Origin of the sequence: Parabacteroides sp. AM08-6 (genome assembly GCF_003473295.1) — a bacterium.
GTDB lineage: Bacteria > Bacteroidota > Bacteroidia > Bacteroidales > Tannerellaceae > Parabacteroides.
On the sequence record NZ_QRMP01000007.1, the window covers coordinates 1,299 to 22,194 of the forward strand.

18 protein-coding genes and 1 pseudogene are annotated in these 20,896 nt (G+C 38.7%); 13 read left to right on the forward strand and 6 right to left on the reverse strand.

Translation table 11 applies throughout. The features are described 5' to 3' along the window. Nucleotides 1-5 precede the first annotated feature (5 nt). From DW103_RS06765 to DW103_RS06775, 3 genes are all read left to right on the forward strand, one after another. A complete protein-coding gene (locus DW103_RS06765; protein WP_122275037.1) occupies nucleotides 6-1,355 on the forward strand; it encodes an MATE family efflux transporter in 1,350 nt (449 codons plus the stop codon). A 68-nt stretch (nucleotides 1,356-1,423) separates the two neighbouring features. After that, nucleotides 1,424-2,065, forward strand: a complete 642-nt coding sequence (locus DW103_RS06770; RefSeq protein WP_122274907.1) for an AAA family ATPase — start codon at nucleotides 1,424-1,426, stop codon at nucleotides 2,063-2,065. A gap of 174 nt (nucleotides 2,066-2,239) precedes the next feature. Continuing rightward, a complete protein-coding gene (locus DW103_RS06775) occupies nucleotides 2,240-3,010 on the forward strand; it encodes a sulfide-dependent adenosine diphosphate thiazole synthase (protein WP_122274908.1) in 771 nt (256 codons plus the stop codon). 152 nt (nucleotides 3,011-3,162) lie between these two features. Here the strand turns inward: DW103_RS06775 and DW103_RS06780 are convergent. Next, nucleotides 3,163-4,132 (reverse strand): annotated as a pseudogene (locus DW103_RS06780) (hypothetical protein). A 186-nt stretch (nucleotides 4,133-4,318) separates the two neighbouring features. On the opposite strand from DW103_RS06780, the gene DW103_RS06785 reads away from it, so the two are divergent. From DW103_RS06785 to DW103_RS06810, 6 genes are all read left to right on the forward strand, one after another. Then, a complete protein-coding gene (locus DW103_RS06785; RefSeq protein WP_199652987.1) occupies nucleotides 4,319-4,732 on the forward strand; it encodes a DUF6769 family protein in 414 nt (137 codons plus the stop codon). Nucleotides 4,733-4,807: 75 nt separating this feature from the next. Then, entirely contained in the window at nucleotides 4,808-6,046 is a 1,239-nt protein-coding gene (locus tag DW103_RS06790; RefSeq protein ID WP_122274909.1) for an efflux RND transporter periplasmic adaptor subunit, read from the forward strand. Between the two features lie 83 nt (nucleotides 6,047-6,129). Further along, nucleotides 6,130-9,297 (forward strand): efflux RND transporter permease subunit, encoded by a 3,168-nt coding sequence (locus DW103_RS06795; RefSeq protein WP_122274910.1) that lies wholly within the window; start codon nucleotides 6,130-6,132, stop codon nucleotides 9,295-9,297. Further along, a complete protein-coding gene (locus DW103_RS06800; protein WP_122274911.1) occupies nucleotides 9,294-10,475 on the forward strand; it encodes a TolC family protein in 1,182 nt (393 codons plus the stop codon). Before DW103_RS06795 ends, DW103_RS06800 begins: the two co-directional genes overlap by 4 nt. Nucleotides 10,476-10,650: 175 nt before the next feature. Further along, nucleotides 10,651-11,196, forward strand: coding sequence for an RNA polymerase sigma factor (locus tag DW103_RS06805; RefSeq protein ID WP_122274912.1), 546 nt, complete (start codon nucleotides 10,651-10,653; stop codon nucleotides 11,194-11,196). Nucleotides 11,197-11,202: 6 nt separating this feature from the next. Beyond that, nucleotides 11,203-12,501 (forward strand): porin family protein, encoded by a 1,299-nt coding sequence (locus DW103_RS06810; RefSeq protein ID WP_122274913.1) that lies wholly within the window; start codon nucleotides 11,203-11,205, stop codon nucleotides 12,499-12,501. A 56-nt stretch (nucleotides 12,502-12,557) separates the two neighbouring features. Here DW103_RS06810 and DW103_RS06815 read toward each other — a convergent pair whose 3' ends face one another. Beyond that, a complete protein-coding gene (locus DW103_RS06815) occupies nucleotides 12,558-13,511 on the reverse strand; it encodes a nitronate monooxygenase family protein (protein WP_122274914.1) in 954 nt (317 codons plus the stop codon). Between the two features lie 176 nt (nucleotides 13,512-13,687). Here DW103_RS06815 and DW103_RS06820 point away from each other — a divergent pair, with 176 nt between their 5' ends. Continuing rightward, entirely contained in the window at nucleotides 13,688-15,808 is a 2,121-nt protein-coding gene (locus DW103_RS06820; protein WP_122274915.1) for a M3 family metallopeptidase, read from the forward strand. A gap of 80 nt (nucleotides 15,809-15,888) precedes the next feature. Beyond that, entirely contained in the window at nucleotides 15,889-16,236 is a 348-nt protein-coding gene (locus tag DW103_RS06825) for an MGMT family protein (RefSeq protein ID WP_122274916.1), read from the forward strand. Here the strand turns inward: DW103_RS06825 and DW103_RS06830 are convergent. The 3 genes from DW103_RS06830 to DW103_RS06840 all read right to left on the reverse strand — a co-directional run bounded on the left by DW103_RS06830 (nucleotide 16,223) and on the right by DW103_RS06840 (nucleotide 18,211). After that, complete coding sequence (locus tag DW103_RS06830) at nucleotides 16,223-17,434, reverse strand: DUF4861 domain-containing protein (protein WP_122274917.1); 1,212 nt, start codon at nucleotides 17,432-17,434, stop codon at nucleotides 16,223-16,225. The genes DW103_RS06825 and DW103_RS06830 overlap by 14 nt on opposite strands. Nucleotides 17,435-17,661: 227 nt before the next feature. Continuing rightward, nucleotides 17,662-17,889 (reverse strand): (4Fe-4S)-binding protein, encoded by a 228-nt coding sequence (locus DW103_RS06835; RefSeq protein ID WP_122275039.1) that lies wholly within the window; start codon nucleotides 17,887-17,889, stop codon nucleotides 17,662-17,664. Between the two features lie 19 nt (nucleotides 17,890-17,908). Beyond that, entirely contained in the window at nucleotides 17,909-18,211 is a 303-nt protein-coding gene (locus DW103_RS06840; protein ID WP_199652991.1) for a GNAT family N-acetyltransferase, read from the reverse strand. A 205-nt stretch (nucleotides 18,212-18,416) separates the two neighbouring features. On the opposite strand from DW103_RS06840, the gene DW103_RS06845 reads away from it, so the two are divergent. Both DW103_RS06845 and DW103_RS06850 read left to right on the forward strand, forming a co-directional pair. Continuing rightward, on the forward strand, nucleotides 18,417-18,641 hold the full coding sequence (locus DW103_RS06845; protein WP_122274919.1) for a winged helix-turn-helix domain-containing protein: 225 nt from the start codon (nucleotides 18,417-18,419) through the stop codon (nucleotides 18,639-18,641). A 573-nt stretch (nucleotides 18,642-19,214) separates the two neighbouring features. After that, nucleotides 19,215-19,811: a recombinase family protein gene (locus DW103_RS06850; protein WP_122274920.1), complete on the forward strand. Its 597-nt coding sequence runs from the start codon at nucleotides 19,215-19,217 to the stop codon at nucleotides 19,809-19,811. On the opposite strand, the gene corA is transcribed toward DW103_RS06850, so the two are convergent. Next, on the reverse strand, nucleotides 19,808-20,890 hold the full coding sequence (corA, locus tag DW103_RS06855) for a magnesium/cobalt transporter CorA (protein WP_122274921.1): 1,083 nt from the start codon (nucleotides 20,888-20,890) through the stop codon (nucleotides 19,808-19,810). The two genes, DW103_RS06850 and corA, sit on opposite strands and share 4 nt — an antisense overlap. Nucleotides 20,891-20,896 lie beyond the last annotated feature (6 nt).

A 20,896-nucleotide genomic window follows, 5' to 3' on the forward strand; every position in this document is an offset into this window, starting at 1 on the left:
GTGGCATGATAAAACAGAATTCTCCGTTGGTTCTCGGAACTGAACGTATTGGTAAATTGCTGATGCAATACGCAATACCTGCGATAATAGCCATGACAGCTTCTTCGCTTTATAACATGGCAGACAGTATTTTTATCGGACACGGAGTCGGCCCGCTGGCTATTTCCGGTCTTGCTTTGACTTTCCCTTTGATGAATTTGGCGGCAGCTTTCGGTTCGTTGGTCGGCGTAGGGGCTTCTACGCTGGTATCTGTGAAATTGGGACAAAAAGACTACGAAGGGGCGAATCATGTATTGGGGAACGTGCTAATACTGAATGTCGTTTTAGGGTTGACTTTTACGCTGGTTTTTATGCTGTTGCTCGACCCGATACTTTATTTCTTCGGAGCCAGTGAAAATACAATCTCGTATGCCCGTGATTATATGAATGTTATTTTGCTGGGGAATGTGGTGACGCACATGTATCTGGGATTGAATGCCGTTTTGCGTTCATCCGGTTTTCCTAAGCTGGCGATGTATGCTACATTGTCGTCGGTTGTGATTAATTGCGTGCTGAATCCGCTTTTTATTTTCGGGTTTGGCTGGGGGATAAAAGGTTCGGCGTTGGCAACCGTTATTTCCCAGGTGATATCGCTCACAGGCCAGTTGATACATTTTTCGCGTCCCCGACAATTGCTACATTTTAAGAAAGGTATCTATAAGTTACGGCAGGAGATAGTGAAGGGTATATTATATATAGGTATGTCGCCTTTCCTGATGAACCTTTGCGCTTGCCTGATAGTCATATTGATAAATCGCGGCTTGAAAGAACATGGTGGAGATATGGCTATCGGAGCCTATGGCATCGTGAACCGTATTATTTTCCTTTTTATTATGATTATAATGGGCTTCAATCAGGGTATGCAGCCGATTGCCGGATATAATTTCGGCGCGCGCTTATATCCGCGTGTGACGGAAGTAACAAAGTTGACGATGAAATGGGCTATCGGGGTGGCGACAATGGGCTTTTTGCTTTGTCAGTTGTTTCCGTCCATGATAGTTCGTTTGTTTACAACCGACCCTGATTTAATCAAGACATCTGTATTTGGGTTGCATATCGTATTTGCTGTTTTTCCTATTGTTGGTTTCCAGATGGTTGCAACGAACTTTTTTCTCTCAATCGGCATGTCGAAGAAAGCTATTTTCCTTTCTTTGACCCGCCAGTTGCTGTTCCTTGTTCCCTGTCTGCTTATTTTGCCGTCGCTATTGGGAACTTTAGGTGTTTGGATAAGTATTCCGATAGCTGATACGACGGCTACGATTGTGACGGCAATTGTACTGGTTAACCAGTTCAGGAAATTCAAACATGATAATTAAAAGCTATTTCGTATTTAGATGGAATAAATTTTATTTATCTTTGTATTTAACACCAATACGAAAAAATAATGGATGACAAAATCATATTGACCATCGGCCGTCAATTCGGGAGTGGTGGCCGTGAGATAGGGAAGAAATTGGCTGCAGCATTGGGTATCGCTTATTATGATAAGGAACTGATGGCTGTGGCGGCTAAGGAAAGTGGGTTGAGTGAGGAATTCTTTGAAAAGGCAGACGAACGAGCTTCCAGCGGATTGTCGTATGCGTTTTCTGTAGGTTTTTCCTATATGGGTATGTTTACGCCTTATACGGATATTCTTTCTAATGACGGACTCTTCAAATTCCAAAGTGATGCTATCCGTAAACTTGCCGAAAAAGGCTCTTGTGTATTGGTTGGCCGTTGTGCCGATTACATTTTGCGGGACAATCCGGATTGTTTGAGCTTCTTTATCCATAATACAAAGGAGAATCGTATCCAGCGTATTATCGAATATCAGAACGTGACGGTGGAGCAAGCGAAAGAGTTGATGACAAAAACCGATAAATCCCGTGCGGCATACTACAATTATTATACAAACAAAGAATGGGGAGTGGCTTCTTCCTATAATTTCTCAATTGACGTCTCCGTGCTTGGTGTAGACGAGACAGTGGAGTTTATAAAAAGTTTTGTTGAACGGAAAATGAATAAACGCCCCCCGCATTTCGGATAATTTACTATCTTTGCAATCGACTTATCATAGGGGTGCCTTACTAACACAGGCTGAGATTATACCCATAGAACCTGCCGGTGTAATACCGTGAAGGGAGAACAGGTAGAATTACTAAATAAAGAGAAGCGTTACCTCTATGTGCTTCTCGATGTTTAAACTCTAATTTTTATTGTAATGGAACAAATTGTTTCAACAGGAATTATCGACTCTTACTTTGCGAAGTTAAAGAGTAATTTGTCTATTGATGTTGCTATAGTCGGTGGTGGTCCTTCAGGTATTGTAGCTGCTTATTATCTGGCTAAGGCCGGTAAGAAGGTCGCTTTGTTCGACCGCAAACTTGCTCCCGGTGGAGGTATGTGGGGAGGTGCCATGATGTTTAACGATATTGTGGTACAAGAAGAAGCTATGCCGATAGTGAAGGAATTGGGGGTTGCGTATAAAGATGCCGGTAACGGTACTTATATCATGGATTCTGTTCATACGACTTCCGCTTTGATTTATAATGCGACTAAAGCCGGTGCGACAATCTTTAACTGCTATTCTGTTGAAGATGTAGTCTTTCACAATGACGCGGTTGCCGGTGTTGTTGTAAACTGGGCTCCGGTCATTCGCGAAGGAATGCATGTGGATCCGCTTACTATCATGGCTAAGGCTGTGCTGGAAGGAACCGGACATGATTGTGAAATAGCTCGTGTTGTCGCTCGTAAAAATGATATTAAGTTGAATACTCCGACCGGTGGTGTAATCGGTGAACGTTCATTGAATGTGGAATTAGGTGAAGCTACGACTGTTGAGAATACAAAGGAAATTTATCCGGGTCTGTTTGTCTCCGGTATGGCAGCCAATGGTGTAAGCGGTAGTTTCCGTATGGGACCAATTTTTGGAGGCATGTTGATGAGTGGCAAAAAAGCGGCCGAATTAATTTGTGCCAAGCTGGATAAATAGTCGTAAAGTCTGAAAAGACTGCTCTGACAATAGTTGATAAGGCACGGCTTTTATGGTGAATATGGATAGTAAAGTCATAGTAACTGTAAAAGCCGTGCCTGATTTTTAATAATCAGCGGTATTTATGTTTTTTAAATATATTTGTTTTGTATTCAACTCAATAAGAGATTTACAGTCTCTCTTTGTTTGTTGAAAAATTTTATCCGTTGAATTTCCCCGCTTTCAGAAATCTGCATAGAGAATTTTTTTAGAGAATAAATCCACTCTTTCTGGTTCTGGCACAATTCTTTGTCCATCGAAGTGATGGAGTTGATTGAATAGATGCGAATCAGACTCAATTGAATATTTTGCGCCTCTATATAACTGTATGTCGCTTCTACGTTAATATTGGAGATATAGATATTCACATCTTTGCCTGTTTGGAATTTGCCTTTGGTGGCAATATCTTCCAATTCGTCCAGCAAAGCAAGCAATTCATTTTTTAATAACATCAGCTCTTCTTGTGTGATAAGATGGATATCGCAAAAATACTTGATTTCATTCACCAGATAAGTAAATATCATCGCATCCCAAATATAATTTGTTGTTTGGATATATTGGGAAATATCAACGAAAGCGGTTTGAGCTGTTCGCAATTCATCCGAAAGTTTCAATTCTGAAAATCTCTTCACACAATTAACCTTCTCATGTTGGTACATCCATTTGAAAAGACGGAATTTCGACAAATTGTCGTATTTCAAATAAAATGTTTGCGGAATCATATTGGATGCCGTGTTAAGAATGGATATCGGATCGTTGGCGACTTGTTCAAATATATTTACAGAATATTCAATAAGGGATAAATATGTCTGAATAGGTTCCGAATAATGAAGTAGATTAAGATCGAACATTGCATTATTGGTATAACTTGTCCCGACAATATGATCTAATGAGACTCCTAATTTTTTTTGAAATGATGGAGGCTTCTGCAAATGTGAAAGGAACTTCACCCCTTAAACGGCGGTATATGGCTTCTTTTCCGATATAAAGTATGTCCATCAAAGTGTTGGCGAGGTTTACACCATCGGGTATTTTGACTTTCATAGCTTCGATTAAGTTCTCGTTTAAAATATTGGTTGTCATTGTCTATTTCTCCCTATTTAAATATTGTAGTACTATTTCTTCTTAATAAACGGAAAATGAATGAGTATTGTTTCGGAAAATGCAACATTTTTTTGAAATGTGAATAAAAATAGTAGCTGATAGATGATTATTAAGAAACTTCTTCGTTCAAAAATGAAATAATCTTTATACTTTTGCAGCATTAGTATGGAAATAAGGAAAAAAATAATTCAATATGTCATGCTGGTTGCCAGTATCGTGATGTTGTTGTCGGTAATAATACCGCATCACCATCATAGTAACGGGTTGCCTTGCTATAAATCGTTGGCTACGGAAGTTCCCGATGGAGGACATAATCATCCGCAGTCACACGATTGTGGATGTAGTGGACATAATGTGGCACTTTATACTTCCATACTTTCACATGCTACGGACAGTGATATCAGTCAGCATCTTTTCCCTTTGCTTGTATTATTCGATTATATAAATCCTCCGGAGCCTGTCTTCTGTCAGCAATTGTTTGAGAATGAACAGGATATCTACATCGAATCTATGCACGATACCTGGATATCGACTGCATCGGGACTTCGTGCTCCTCCTTTTGCATTGTTGTTTGTATAAGAATGATTTATCTTATTGTAAATCAACCTTTTCTATTTCTTATTGTTTTATTCAAACATATAATGCATCATTACAATGAAAAAAATATATTTGTTGTGGGTGATTTTTGCCTACATATTAGTCGGATGTGCGGGAAATACCGCACAGCATGAGCACGAACATGATCATGAAGCGCACGAGCATGAAGAAGGCCACGAACATGAAGAAGGTCACAAGCATGACCATGAAGGAGAGCACGAACATGAAGAAGGCCATGAGCATGACCACGAACAAGAAGAGGCACATGCTCCCGGCGAAATCATTTTTAAAAAAGCACTTGCAGAAGCTGTTGGCCTGAAAACGGTAAAAGTAGTGCCCTCGACTTTTACCGACGTTCTTAAAACCAGTGGTCGTGTGATGGCTGCACAGGGTGAAGAGTCTGTGATTGTTGCGACAGTTCCCGGTGTTGTGGCTTTTGGTAATTTGTCGTTTGTTGATGGTACTGCTGTACGAAAAGGCCAGGCAATCCTAAGTCTGGTTTCCGGTAATTTATCGGAAGGAAATGTAGTGGCCAAGGCCAAGTATGCTTATGAGACTGCTAAAAAAGAATATGAACGTATGCAAACTCTGGTAGATGATAAAATTGTTTCTGCCAGAGATTTTGAACAAGCCCGTCTTAATTACGAAAATGCTCGTGTAGCTTGGGAAGCTGTTGCCGGAAAGCAAACGGCAAATGGAGTCTCTGTTGTTTCGCCCATGAATGGTTACTTAAAGAATCTGCAAGTAAAAGAAGGTGATTACGTAACGGTTGGTCAGCCTTTAGCTACGATAGCACAGAATAACCGTCTTATGCTTCGTGCTGAAGTATCGGAAAAATATTATCATTTGTTGCCGGCTGTTCAGTCTGCTAATTTCCGTACCCCATACGATAATACGGTTTATAAATTATCAGAATTGAGTGGTCGTTTGTTATCGTTTGGAAAGGCATCCGATGCAAATTCTTTCTATGTTCCTGTGACCTTTGAGTTTGATAATAAAGGAGCTATCATACCAGGTTCGTTCGTTGATATTTATCTGCTTACGGCACCGATGGAAAATGTACTTAGTGTTCCTGTTGCCGCTTTAATAGAAGAGCAAGGTGTTTATTCCGTTTATGTACGGATAGATGAAGAGGGTTATGTGAAGCATCCTGTTACTTTGGGGGCTGATAATGGTTCGGAGGTTCAAATCTTAAATGGCCTGCATGCAGGAGATGAAGTGGTCACCGAAGGAGCATATCAAATTAAATTGGCTTCCGCTTCTAATGCTATTCCGGCTCATTCACATAGTCATTAGAATTAAGGATTGTAGCTTATGAACTATTCTATAGATGGCATCCATAAGCTATAGTTTAAAATTCATCATTCAAAATTATTCTTATGCTAAACAAGATAATATATTACTCGCTACATAATAGGCTGGTCGTTCTAGTCTGTTCCCTGTTACTGATGATTGCCGGAACATATACAGCTTTTCATACGGATGTAGATGTGTTTCCGGACTTGAATGCTCCGACGGTTGTGATAATGACCGAAGCAAACGGCATGGCTCCTGAAGAAGTGGAACGTTTGGTCACTTTTCCGGTAGAGACAGCGGTGAATGGTGCGATGGATGTACGTCGTGTCCGTTCTTCTTCCACTACGGGATTTTCTGTAGTTTGGGTAGAATTTGACTGGGGAACAGATATTTATCGTGCCCGTCAGATTGTTTCTGAGAAATTGGCCGTAGTAAATGAAAGTCTTCCTGAGAATGTCGGCAAACCCACTCTTGGGCCGCAATCTTCCATTTTAGGGGAGATGATGATTATCGGTTTGACGGTAGACGAAAATAAACGTTCCGACTCGCAAGTCGTTCCGACGACAGAAATGGATCTTCGTACAATTGCCGACTGGACTATTCGCCCACGCTTGCTTTCTACAGGTGGGGTTGCTCAGGTTGCCGTAATCGGCGGTGATATCAAGGAATTCCAAATTTTGCTCGATCCGGCCCGGATGAAACATTACGGAATTAGTCTAAGTGAAGTTTTGGCTGTTACCCGTAACATGAATCGCAATGCAAACGGAGGAGTCCTTTATGAATATGACAATGAATATATCATCCGTGGCGTTCTTTCCACATCCAAAGCGAATGAAATAGGCAAGGGAGTGATAAAGACTGCCAATGATTATCCTATTTTACTGGAAGATGTTGCAACGGTTAAGATTGGAGGGAAAAGTCCGAAATTGGGAACTGCATCCGAAAAAGCCAAACCGGCTGTTCTGATAACGGTTACTAAACAGCCGAATACCAGTACAATCAATTTGACTGAACAGTTAGACGGTATCATGGCCGATTTGCAAAAAAACTTGCCACCAGATGTAAATGTGTCAACCGATATTTTTCGTCAGAGCCGTTTCATAGATAGTTCTATTAATAATGTAAAGGATAGTCTGCTGGAAGGAAGTTTCTTTGTTATTATCGTACTTTTCCTTTTCCTGATGAATATCCGCACGACGGTAATTTCATTGGTTGCATTACCGCTTTCACTTTTGGTATCTATTCTTGTACTTCACTTTATGGGACTGACAATAAATACCATGAGTCTTGGTGGTATGGCTATAGCAATCGGCTCATTAGTAGACGATGCTATTGTCGATGTGGAAAATGTATATAAACGTATTCGGGAAAATCGTTTGCTTCCCCCTGAGCAGCAACGTACTATTCTGGAAGTAGTATTTGATGCTTCCCGTGAGGTTCGTATGCCTATTCTTAATTCTACGCTGATTATTGTGGTCAGTTTCGTTCCACTCTTCTTTCTGCATGGAATGGAAGGCCGTATGTTGATACCACTGGGTATCGCTTTTATTGTTGCTCTGTTTGCCTCTACGGTTGTGGCTTTGACATTAACCCCTGTACTTTGTAGTTATTTATTGAAGGGAAAAACAACAAAAAGTGAGGCTTTGCAGCAAAAGAATGGAGAAGCATCAGGCTTAAAGGAATCGTGGGTAAGCCGTAATCTGAAAAAGGTGTATAAACAAGCTTTATTGGGAGCATTGGCTCATAAGGGAGTTGTTTTAGGTTCTACAATCGCATTATTCGTTGTTGCCCTTGTTGTGTTCTTTACCCTTGGACGCAGTTTCTTGCCTCCGTTCAACGAAGGTTCATTTACGATAAATGTCAGTTCTTTACCCGGTATTTCATTGGAAGAATCCGACAAAATGGGACGTCGTGCTGAGGAACTACTGATGCAGGTTCCGGAAATACAGACTGTGGCCCGCAAGACCGGACGTGCCGAGCTGGATGAACATGCCTTGGGTGTGAATGTGAGTGAGATAGAAGCACCTTTTGTCCTGAAAAACAGAAGCCGCAGTGCTGTGATGAATGATGTTCGTGAAAAACTATCCATTATCAGCGGTGCTAATATTGAAATAGGGCAACCCATCTCTCATCGTATTGACGCAATGCTTTCGGGTACGGAAGCTAATATTGCCATTAAACTTTTCGGTACGGATTTGAACTTGATGTTTACCGTAGGGAATCAAATTCAGACAGCCATTCAAGGTATTCCCGGTTTAGTAGACCTGAAAGTGGAACAACAAATCGAACGTCCCCAATTAACCATCACACCCAAACGTGAATTGATGGCAAAATACGGTATTTCTCTTCCTGAATTTGAAGAGTATATAAATGTAATGTTGGGCGGGGAAGTTGTTAGCCAAGTGTACGATGATGGTAAGACTTTTGACCTGACAGTGAAGACTTCGGATAGTAGTCGTGCTACAATGGAAGATATTCGTAATCTGATGATTGACGCGAATGGTAAGAAAGTTCCGCTAAGTTATGTGGCTGAAGTTCGTTCTGTCAGCGGGCCGAACACAATCAATCGTGAGAATGTACAGCGTAAAATCGTAATCAGCGGGAATGTTTCCGAGCGTGACCTCCGTAGTGTTGTTAATGAAATACAGCAAAAAGTAGATGCTTCCATCAAGCTTCCTGAGGGTTATCATATTGAATATGGCGGACAATTTGAAAGTGAAGCTGCTGCCAGCCGGACATTGTTGCTGACCTCTATGATGTCGTTACTGGTGATATTCTTATTATTATATAATGAATTTAAGGATGCGAAAGAAAGTGGTGTTGTATTGCTAAACCTGCCGTTGGCTTTAATAGGAGGTGTGTTTATCCTGAAATTTACTTCAGGTGAGGTTAGTATTCCGGCAATCATCGGTTTCATTTCTCTTTTTGGCATTGCCACACGTAATGGTATGTTGTTAATCAGCCATTATACACAATTGCGTACTGTGGAAAAGATGCCGCTGCGGCAAGCTGTACTACAAGGTTCGCTGGATCGTTTGAACCCGATTCTGATGACAGCGCTCAGTTCCGCTCTTGCTCTTGTACCGTTAGCCTTGCAAGGCGATTTGCCTGGCAATGAAATACAAAGCCCGATGGCAACAGTCATTCTTGGAGGCCTACTTACATCGACCTTCCTGAACGGGTTTATCATTCCGATTGTTTATTTATTAATGAATAGGAAAGAAGATAAATTAAACAACAACACATTATGAAACAATTTTTGATAATAATGGCCTTTGTCTCTATCGGCTTCTCAGTAGGAGCACAGACTTCGATTGACGAGGTTTTACACAGTATAGAAGCAAATAATAAAGAATTGCAGGCCAATCGTCAGCTCATTACGGCTCAAAAGCTGGAGTCGAAGCTGGATAATAATCTGCCTGATCCATCTGTTTCTTATACACACCAATACGGTAATAAGGAAGGAATGGGTATACAAGGCGAACTAGTTGCATCCCAATCTTTCGATTTTCCTTCTGTTTATGTGCAGAAGAATAAACTTTCCAAAGCAAAAGGAGAAAACTTCGAGCGTCAGGGTGCTGAAGTTCGTCAACAAATACTTCTTCAAGCCAAGGAGATTTGCTTGGATCTTATTTTGCTTAATCAGCAAAAAAATCTGTTGGACCAGCGCCGTCAAAATGCCGAACAATTGACATCTCTTTATGAAATGCGTCTTAATAACGGAGATGCGAATATTCTGGAGACAAATAAAATTAATCTCGAACTGCTGAATGTAAAGAATGAAGCCCGTATGAATGAAGCTGCCCGTGTAGCGAAATTACATGAGCTTGCAACATTGAATGGAGGAGTAGCAATCAATTTTACCGACACTGTCTATATGCCGGTAGAAACTCCGCTTTCATTTGCCGACCTTAAGCAAGAAGCAATTCCGGCGAATCGGCAGTTACTTTCCCTGCAAAGTGAGAAAGCGGCAGCTCTATGTCAGTTAAGTGTCAGTAAGTCGACCGGATTGCCCGGTTTTGAGCTTGGTTATCGTTTGAATACAGCTGCGGGAGGCGAACGTTTTAATGGTTTTTTGGTAGGAGTGAGCATTCCTCTCTTTTCTAACCGCAATCATGTAAAACAGGCAAAAGCGCAAAACCTGTATACAGATTTGCAACTGGAAAGTACCACATCTGTTATAGAGAACGAACTACTCCGGCTTTATAACCAATCTGTTGCTTTGAAGACTTCCATCGATGAGTATAGTACCGTTTTGAAAAGCCAGAATAATCTGGCTCTTTTGAATAAAGCGATTCAAAGTGGTCAAATCTCCATGATTGAATATTTTGTCGACGTTACTACTCTCTACCAGAGCATGCAGAATTATATGCAGTTGCAGAATGAATACCAGAAGGTGATGGCTCAGATATATAAATACCGGTTGTAACAATAGGTATTAACCTTATCCAACAATAAGAAATGCAGATTATGTAGAGATTGCATAATCTGCATTCTTTTTGATAATCGTCGGAATAAATTCTTCAATAAATAATATTTTTTACCTTCCCGTGCAATGTTTGCCATTCGGCTGCATTTATTATATAAAAGTACGATAAGAATTGATGACTGAAACGGAGTTGACCGAAGGCTGTAAGCATGGTGATAATCTGGCACGCAAAGAGTTGTACGAACTCTATGCGGAAAGAATGCTATGTCTTTGCTATCGATACTGCGGTGATGTAGAAACGGCCCATGATCTTCTACACGACGGTTTCCTGAAAGTCTATTCTTCCATTGCTTCTTTTACATATAAAGGTGAAGGAAGCCTACGAGCTTGGATGAGCCGGATATTTGCCAATACCTCATTAGAGTATCTCAGAAAAAAAGACTTGCTTCGTGAAGGTCTTTCCTTGACTGAAGCAGGTGACTTTCCGGATGAGCCGGAACCGGATGCCAGTACGCTTTCAATGGAGTTGTTGATGCACTTTGTGACGGAATTACCATCCGGTTATCGTACGGTTTTTAATCTTTTTGTGTTTGAACAATGGAGCCATAAAGAAATAGCAGCCAGTTTACATATAAATGAAATGTCGTCTGCATCACAACTAAACAGAGCTAGAAAACTCCTTATCAAACGAATAAAAGAACAATTAAAGAAAACAGAATAAACAGAAATGAAGGAAAATAACGACATACTGCAGATGCTTCGTAATCGCGAAGATGAATTTCATCTTCCCCTCCGTAATGACGGTTGGGAGAAGTTGGAAGCAGCATTGACGTCGCAGCAAACAGAACAGCTCTTACCTGTTGTACTGCTTGCAAATCGACGGAAATTGATTTTCCGGTGGACTGTAGCGGCTGCCGTTTTATTATGTTTGTTATTATCTGTTCCATTCTTTATTCCGAAAGAATCTTCAGAGATTGTTTCAGAAAACTTGCAACCGGAATATTCCGTCTCAACCGAACAAGTAGCAGAAGAGCCGAACCAAACAGTACAGGATATTCAGACTGTATCGACAAATCATACTGAAAAATCCATTTCAGCTACAACACCTGTTTCTCCTGTAGTTATTGATTTATTTCCGGAAATACAGTTGGCGGATATAGTTGTAGCTTTGCCGGATGCGATAGCAATACCATCTAAAAAATCGGTAGTCGCTAAACATAAAGATTTGGGACCACAACCGGAAAAAACGGGAATATTTTATACCAATCAGGCAAATTTGTTCGAGAAACATAAAAATAACCATTGGTCATTAGGTTTACAAGCGGGTAGCAACTCACTTTCCGCAACAAAAGGAGGGTTTCATTATATGGAACAAGAGCTTACTGATCCCGGACCTGGTCCGGACCCGGAAGATCCGGAGTACAAACCCGGTAAGCCTGAAAATCCCGGACAAGGCGAAGATAATAAAACCAATAAAATACAAACAAAAGCGGCATCCGGAGGTGGTTCCGGTTCTATTCCGAATAATGATAGATATTATTATTATCACCATCATTTGCCGATAAATGTGAGCTTTTCATTACGACGAAATTTGTTTTCCCATATAGCAATAGAGACTGGGCTTTCCTATACCTATCTATATTCGGAGCTTATTGAGGAAAAGAAAGGAGATTCCGGAAATCAAAAATTGCATTATCTCGGTATACCGCTAAAGGCGAATTGGACATTCTATGAGACAAAAACCTTCTCCATTTATGCTTCGGCGGGTATTATGATTGAGTATTGTATTTCGGCCTCCAATACACTGAATGAGCTGAAGATTAAACGTTGGCAACCTTCCTGGAATGCAGGAATCGGAATGCAGGTGAAAGTAGCCAAGCCTTGGTCTATATTTGCAGAACCGGGTATCAGCTATTATTATATAATGAATCCCAATCAACGTAATTCTCTGATGCGTTTCGAAACCATTCGTATGGTACATCCATTCACTTTCAATTTGCAGCTTGGTGTACGTTTCACTTATTGATAGAAATAATTGTTTTTTAAGTTCTCCGGGGTAGATTCCAAAATGGTAGTAACCAATCAGAATTTAAAAGCATCCCTTTCACTCAGTTTTTTCAATCCGTTTTGGAAATCACTTACAATCTCACTCATAACTTCGGCAACAGTCTGTTTTTGCCGGAAAAGAGAAGCAATTTGGCCAATTTCCAGTTCTCCTTCCTGCAAATCACCTTCGAAGATACCTTTTTTTGCCCGTCCTTTACCTAATAGTTCTTTTAATTCATCTGCTGATGCCCCGCGTTCTTCGGCTTCTTCTATAATTGTCATAAAACGACCTCTCACTAAACGGGTAGGAGAGAGCTTTTTTAACAATAATTTTGTGTCTCCTTCATTTAAGTTCAGACAGTGTTCCTTAAAGTTATCATGAGCAGAACTTTCTTCAGTCAAAGCGAAACGAGTTCCAATTTGTACACCTTCAGCTCCAAGTGAAAAGGCGGCAAGCATTGCTTCGCCGGTTGCAATACCACCGGCAGCTATCAAAGGAAGTTCAGTTGTACGACGTACGGCTGGAATAAGGCAAAGCGTCGTTGTTTCTTCACGACCATTATGTCCACCGGCCTCAAAACCTTCCGCAACAATAGCATCAACTCCAGCTTCTTCACACTTTAAAGCGAATTTAGAACTGCTGATGACATGTGCAACTGTCATGCCATGTCCTTTTAGAAAATTTGTCCATATTTTGGGATTGCCGGCAGAGGTAAAAACAATCTTTATTTTTTCTTCTACCAATATTTGCATCAATATTTCTATTTCCGGATACATTAGTGGTACATTGACACCAAACGGTTTATCCGTTGCTTTTTTACATTTTCGAATATGTTCACGTAATGTATCAGGATGCATCGAACCTGCTCCAATGAGTCCTAAACCACCGGTATTACTAACTGCAGAAGCTAATCTCCAACTACTACACCAAACCATACCTCCTTGAATAATAGGATATTCTATCTGAAATAAATTACAAATCCGGTTCATATATCTTATGTCTTAGTTTTTTCTGCAAGATAGACATTATTTCTTGATAATAATATATGAATAAGGGGATTATCTGGTATGATTGAAATGAACTCTCTGAAAATATGGATTCTTTTTACGTTTCTCTGGGACAAATTAGTTACTTTTGTATCATCTGAACTTAATTACAAAATTATATGAACAAAACACTTATAATAGCTGGATTTACAATCCTTTTAGGAGCATGTAGTTATTCAAAAAAAGAAAATGTATCTGATATGACAACAAGCAATCCGTTTTTTGCAGAATACACAACACCTTTTGGTGTTCCCCCATTTGACCAAATTCAGGTAGAACATTATAAGCCTGCTTTTATAAAAGGGATGGAAGAACACTTCCAGGAGATAAATGCTATCATAAATAATCGGGACAAGGCAACTTTCGAAAATACGATTGCCGCATTCGACCAAAGTGGTAAGCTGTTGACCAAAGTTTCATATGCTTTTAGCGGGCAAGCGAGTGTAAATACGAATGATGAGATACAGCAACTTGAACAGGAACTTTCGCCTCTGCTTTCTAAACATTCGGATGATATTAACTTAAATCCTAAGCTTTTTGCTCGTATTAAGGCCGTTTATGATAATCAGGCAAATTTTGACCTTAATAAAGAGCAAAAGAAATTATTGGAAGAAACTTATAAAAGTTTTGTACGGAGTGGTGCCAATCTTACAGATGATAAACAGGCTGAATTACGTAAACTAAATGAACAAATATCCTTTTTGGAACTTACTTTTGGACAGAATGTTTTGAAAGAGACAAATGCCTTTCAATTAATAATTGATAAGAAAGAAGATTTGGCTGGCTTACCGGAGTCTGTGATAGCTGTAGCTGCTTCGACTGCAAAGAATGCAGGAATGGAAGATAAATGGATTTTTTCCTTGCATAACCCAAGTGTAATACCATTTTTACAATATGCGGATAATCGTGATTTACGTGAAAAAATATATAAAGCATATATTAATCGCGGAAACAATAATAATGCAAATGATAATAAAGAGGTAATCAGAAAACTTATTACTGCCCGTCTTGAAAAGGCAAAATTATTGAACTATAATGATTATGCAGCCTATGTGTTTGAAGAAAATATGGCTAAGGATGAGAAGAATGTTTACAATCTACTCAACCAGCTTTGGACTCCGGCACTTGCAAAAGCAAAAGAAGAATTAGCAGATATCAATGCTGAAATAAAGAAAGATGGGAAAAATTTTGAAGCAGAAGGTTGGGATTGGCGTTATTATTTTGAAAAAGCTAAAAAAGCTCGTTTTGATTTGGATGAAAATGAAGTGCGTCCTTACCTTGAATTGAATAATGTACGTGACGGTGCTTTTTACGTTGCCAATAAATTGTATGGTATTACATTTACTCCTTTACAAAATATGCCTCTTCCTGACCCGGATGCACAGGTATTTGAATGCAAAGATAAAGATGGAACGTCATTAGGTGTTTTATATATGGATTTCTTTACACGTCCTGGTAAAAGTGGCGGTGCTTGGTGTGGTGGTTATAGCGACCAGACATATAAAGATGGGAAACGTGTTTCTCCTGTTGTCACTACTGTTTTTAATTTCAGTAAACCGGTTACAGGTCAACCTGCTTTATTGAGTGCAGATGAGGCGGAAACGGTTTTTCATGAATTTGGACATGCCTTGAATGGTTTGTTCGCAGATGTACATTATATAGGTGTGTCTAATGTTCCACGTGATTTTGTGGAACTACCTTCACAAGTAATGGAGCATTGGGCCTTTGAACCCGAAGTGCTGAATGTTTATGCAAAACACCATAAAACTGGAGAAATCATTCCACAAGAGATTGTCAATAAGATAGTAAAAAGTGGTAAATATGGACAAGGATTTGCTACGACAGAGTATTTAGCTGCTTCTATTCTGGATATGGATTATCATACGTTGAAAGAAATTTCCACAGATTTTTCCGTCGAAACATTTGAAAATAATGTAATTAATAGTCGTGGATTGATAAAACAGATACCGCCCCGTTATCGGTCAACTTATTTCAGTCATACAATGGAAGGTGGTTATACTGCCGGTTATTATAGCTATATATGGGCAGAAGTGCTCGATTGCGACGCGTTTGAAGCTTTTAAAGAGACTGGTGATATTTTTAATCCGAAAGTTGCCGCTAAATTTCGTACTTGTGTTTTGACTCCTGGGTGTATCGATGATGCAATGGATATGTATAAAAATTTCCGGGGTAAAGAACCCGGAATTGAACCTTTATTGAAGAATAGAGGACTGAAATAATAGCTTACAAGGGGAGTGTATATGGAAAATTCTAAAAGTTTTCTTAAGAGAATATGCACTCTCTTTAAATTTTGAGCCGTATGTCAAAATTGGATAAAAAGGATTTTACACAGGCTGTTTATCAGATGGTTCGCTATATTCCTTACGGGAGAGCTACTAGTTATGGCGCAATTGCCCATGCCATAGGTTATCCGAATATGTCTCGTCTGGTTGGAGCTGTCTTAGGCCAAGTTTCCATATCTGATTTGGATATTCCGGCTCATCGGGTAGTGAACAGCCAAGGCATATTATCCGGGAAAGATGCATTTGCAACTTCTACACTTATGCAAGAGTTGCTTGAAGCTGAAGGAATAAAAATAGAGAACAATAAAATAAAGAACTGGAAATCTGTCTTTTGGAATCCACTGGATGAAATTAGTCTTTTATAAATACTTCCAATGGCTTTTTAGTTTTTATCGCAAATTGTTGAATATATTTTACCCATTCTTCGGAATTTTTAAATCCCCATTTGCTCCATCCTGCACCGGCATAATAAACGTATTCACAATTTGGTATATATGAACTGATAGCTGCTACATGTCCCTCTGCATCCCGTTCTGTTTTCTCCAATGGGGAGAAAGGGATAGCTTTTACTTCATTCACTTTGTCAGGAAAAACAGCACCGATAAAAATTTGTCCATTTGTGGGATCAGGAGTTTCTGCATAAGTAATGTATCCTTTTTCTGCATCAACTTGATAATCTTCACTAGGAGCATGCATTACAATACCTGTTAAAACTGGCGTTGTTTCTTTCAGATTATCATAATGAATCGTATATTTATTTAGCTGTGAGCCTGCATCTAATGTGATAAGACGTGTCTCAATAATATTATGATTCTCTTTTACCGTGACGGGGTTATAAGTAAGTTTGACTGTAAAACGAAGTGGACCATTATCCAATATTTCATAAGTTTTATAACAATATGGATAGATGATGGAATCATTAGACAAGAGGGCTGAAGTTCCAGCTCCCAAAGTTGGACCAACTTTGTAAAAGTCCAAACCATTTCCATGGTCAATATGATAAGATACAGATTCTGCTAGTTTCTGTGCTTCCCTTTTATTGGTTTTATTGAGTTCGGCGATGCGACTTCTTATTTCTGGATCAAGTTCTGTTTTATAACGCAAATCGACTACCGGATCAGAAATACATTTTACCCAAACGTCACAGCCATAAGCTTTTTCACCACTAACTTGTAAAGCCGGTCCATAAGTACGGAATGCTATGCGGTCATTTTCCCAAGCTATATCATCTACACGTTCCGGATATTGTTTACCACAAGCTATTGTTCGAAATTTATCAGGGGTTCCTCGAGTAATTTTATAGATGGCACTATCTTTTGGAGCAACTGAAACCGGAAAGATTATTTTATTATCATGAGTTAACTGATAAGGAACTTGCATACCTTTGTTATCGGAAATAATGAAAGTATCATCTTTGAATGGGGTGATTACATCGGATGATATTTCTACTATTTCGTTTATGCGTTCGATAGGCAGAGGATTACTAATTGTAATTTTTACAATCTTTTCCTGTGTGCAGGCGGAGGAAAAAATTACGAATAGTATGCAGATGATGTTTTTCATGAATTTGTTTTATATTTGCCGGCTGTAAAAATAGGAATATTTAACAAGTATACAAAGCATACCGGAGGTTTTATTGCAGGCTATATATTTCTTGGCAGTTTATGGAATGGAACAGAGACACAATATTAAATAGAGTTGGGTTGTGTGTATGCAGATAAAAAGAAGGAGATATGTAAATCAAATTTTACAAAACCTCCTTCTTTCTAAGTAAAAACAAAATAGTTTTTCTATTTAGTCTCTTTTTTTTCTAATCTGAAACTTAATGCACCGGAAGGACAATGATTGATTTGATTTATCAATTCTTCTGTTGTTGCATTCTCTATTTTGATCCAAGGACGTTCTTTGGGATTATACACCTTCGGCAACATCTTTACGCAGATACCGGCATGTTGGCAAATATCAGGTTGCCAAATAATAGTGAGTTCACCATTTGAATATTCATGAATTTTTCCCATACTCTTTATTTTTTTTGTTTTATCCAATATTGATACCTTTCATAATGATTCGCTTCCATTCGGGATGGCGCTGGATATAGCCTGCCACAAACGGACACATAGGAACGAGTCGTAGCCCTTCACTTTCAATCCGTATAAGCACTTCCTCTATTAGATGGCTGGCGATTCCTTTCCCCTCAAGTATTTCGGGAACTTCAGTGTGAGTTAGATAAATTTCTCCGTTTTGAGTCTTAATATATTCAACCCGAGGAGTATATTTATCGATGTGAAATTCGAATTGATGCAATTCGGTGTTGTCTATTAATTCATCTTCTTCCATTATACTTTGATTTTATTAGTGTCTAGTCATTTTTTAAACACTTCAGGTTCTGATATTGTTGTATAAAAACATAAATTAAATTATGCTATTTTGTAGAACCATTTCCATCTAAGGATTGTTTCGTTACAAAACAGTTTACATGTTTTGGCCTGATATAGACCAGATAAAGGATTACGAGGATAAATAATATATCAAAAAACGAGGTGTTATGATTAAGAATGATGTTGCATTGGATGCCGGTAAGATCTGGTATCTGCTATCGGAAAGAGGTATTTTATCTATAAAGAAGATTGGGGAGATGACTCATTATCAGGAATCGCTTATATTTCTTGCTTTAGGATGGTTGGTGAGAGAAAACAAAGTTCGTATATTTGAAAAGAGCGGAGTTTTACATGCAGAGCTGAATGCTCCGATACCGGAAACGTATTATTAATGACTTTGTAAAATAAGAAAAATCCATCTCTCTAATTTCTTTTTGTCTCAACCTTATTTACATTTCATAGATACGTTTCTTTTGTCCCACGAACGTGAAACAATAAAAAGAAGAACGAAAAACTTAAAAAGCTCCTCCATCACTGTTTCACGTTCGTGAAACGAATAAATGATAATACCATTTAATTATTATGCTTCGAACCACTGTGTCAATAGCTTATCTTTTCTTCGTATACATGAAAGAAAACAGATTTTCCGGTTCTTTGTTTTCAGAATATGAAATAGAACGCATGTTTTGTCAAAATGAAAAACAATGTTTTCATCAAGAGAAAAACATAAGAAATAGAAATATAGTGATATGTTATAAATAGTTGTTATTTTGCACTGTTGTAATTGGTTGATAATCAGTTGAGTTAAATTGTTTAGAGACGACTTAATTATTGACAAACAATCTGAATATGCTAACATTTTCTTATAATAAAATGGAAAGTTTAGTACCTATCTATCATTACTTTTATTATCTTCACGCCCAAATAATATTTTACATCTTTTAATTATAAATACGCTGAAATGTATGGTAGTTGCATATTTGAAAGTAGGAACAGCAAAAGAACACCTTGAAGAACAGCGAAATGATATCGCTCAGTTTACTAATGATAGAGGCCTTACTGTTGATAAATGGATAACAGATGTTATTGGGAAAAAAACTCGTAAAAACGAACGTAATCTGGATATGATAGTTGTTCGTATGCAAAGAGGAGATATTCTGGTAATTTCGGATATCTCTCGTCTGGGGCGTACATTGTCTGATGTTATGTCTATTTTAGCCGCTTGTATGGAAAAAGGTATTCATCTTTATTGTATAAAAGACCGTTACATATTGGATGAACAATTAGATAATGTGGCAATGGCACATGTTTTTAATATGGTTGCTGATATTGAACATAATCTAATGTCAACTCGTACAAGAGAAGCTTTGGCACAGAAGAAAAAAAAGGGTGGTCCATTGGGACGTCCGAAAGGTTCGGATGCCAAGCAGGCCTATTTAGATGCCAATAAGGAAGAAGTTATTAGCATGTTGGAACAAGGAGAAAGTGTTCTTGATATTTGCAGACGCTTTAATGTATCCAGAAATACGTATTATCTCTTCAGGAAAAATTATGGACTTTAAAACCAGTCCTTTTTTCGCATATAGGACCAGGTGGCAATAGCTGTGATTAATATGAGGGACCAAGCTATTCCATATCCATACTGCCAACTGAGTTCCGGCATATTCTTGAAATTCATGCCCCATATCCCAGCCAAAAAGGTTAAAGGAATAAATAGTGTAGAAACGATTGTAAGTCGTTTCATTATCGCATTCATTCTTAAATCATTGTTGGAGATGTAAAGATCCACTAGTGAAGAAATGATTTCACGACAACTTTCTGTTGTTTGAGCGACAAATTGTAACTGGTCTGACAAATCATTGTAGATAGGTTGTATGTCCGAACTAATAATACTATTATCTGTATGTAAGAGTTTGGAGAACTGTTCTTTCAGTGGCTGGCTGTTTTTTCGTATTACCATATACTCGCGGCGATGTTGTTGGATAAGAAGTCCCATGTTCCCTTGATTGTTTTTAATATCAAGTAGCGTCTCTTCTATATCTTCAAGCATTTCTTCTACTTTGGATGCGGATTCAACAAGATTGGCAATAATTGTGTTAAGCAGAAAAGCGAGAAGCAAACCACTGTTTTTCTTTCTTATGTTCAACATATTGGTTTCAATGGCTTTGTAAGTACTTTCAAAGACCGGATTATTACTTTCTGTAAATGTAATAATAACATTATCCGTTATAAGGATACAGATATGCTCGGAATTGATTTCCATATTGACATCATAATAGGTCGAATTCAGAACGATAAGGATATGCTTGTCATATTCCTCAATTTTTACTACATGCTGGGGTGTCAAAATATCTTTGGCATCGAGATTGTGCATGCCAAATTCGTTTACCATACGTGTGACGGCGTCAGAGTTTGTTAATCCGCTTACTTGGAACCAATTAATGCAATTATTGTCAGTATGTTTCTTAAATGACACATCATCTGTAGAAATCTGTTTTGTGTGCAAAATTTCTGAATTATATTGGGTAAGGCGAATATCCGTAACGGTATCATGTTCGCCTGCATAGAAATATTTATCGGCCAAATGACGATTTGAAATGTGTTTCCGTTTGTGTAAATGTGTATTTTCTCTTCGTTTCATGCCTGT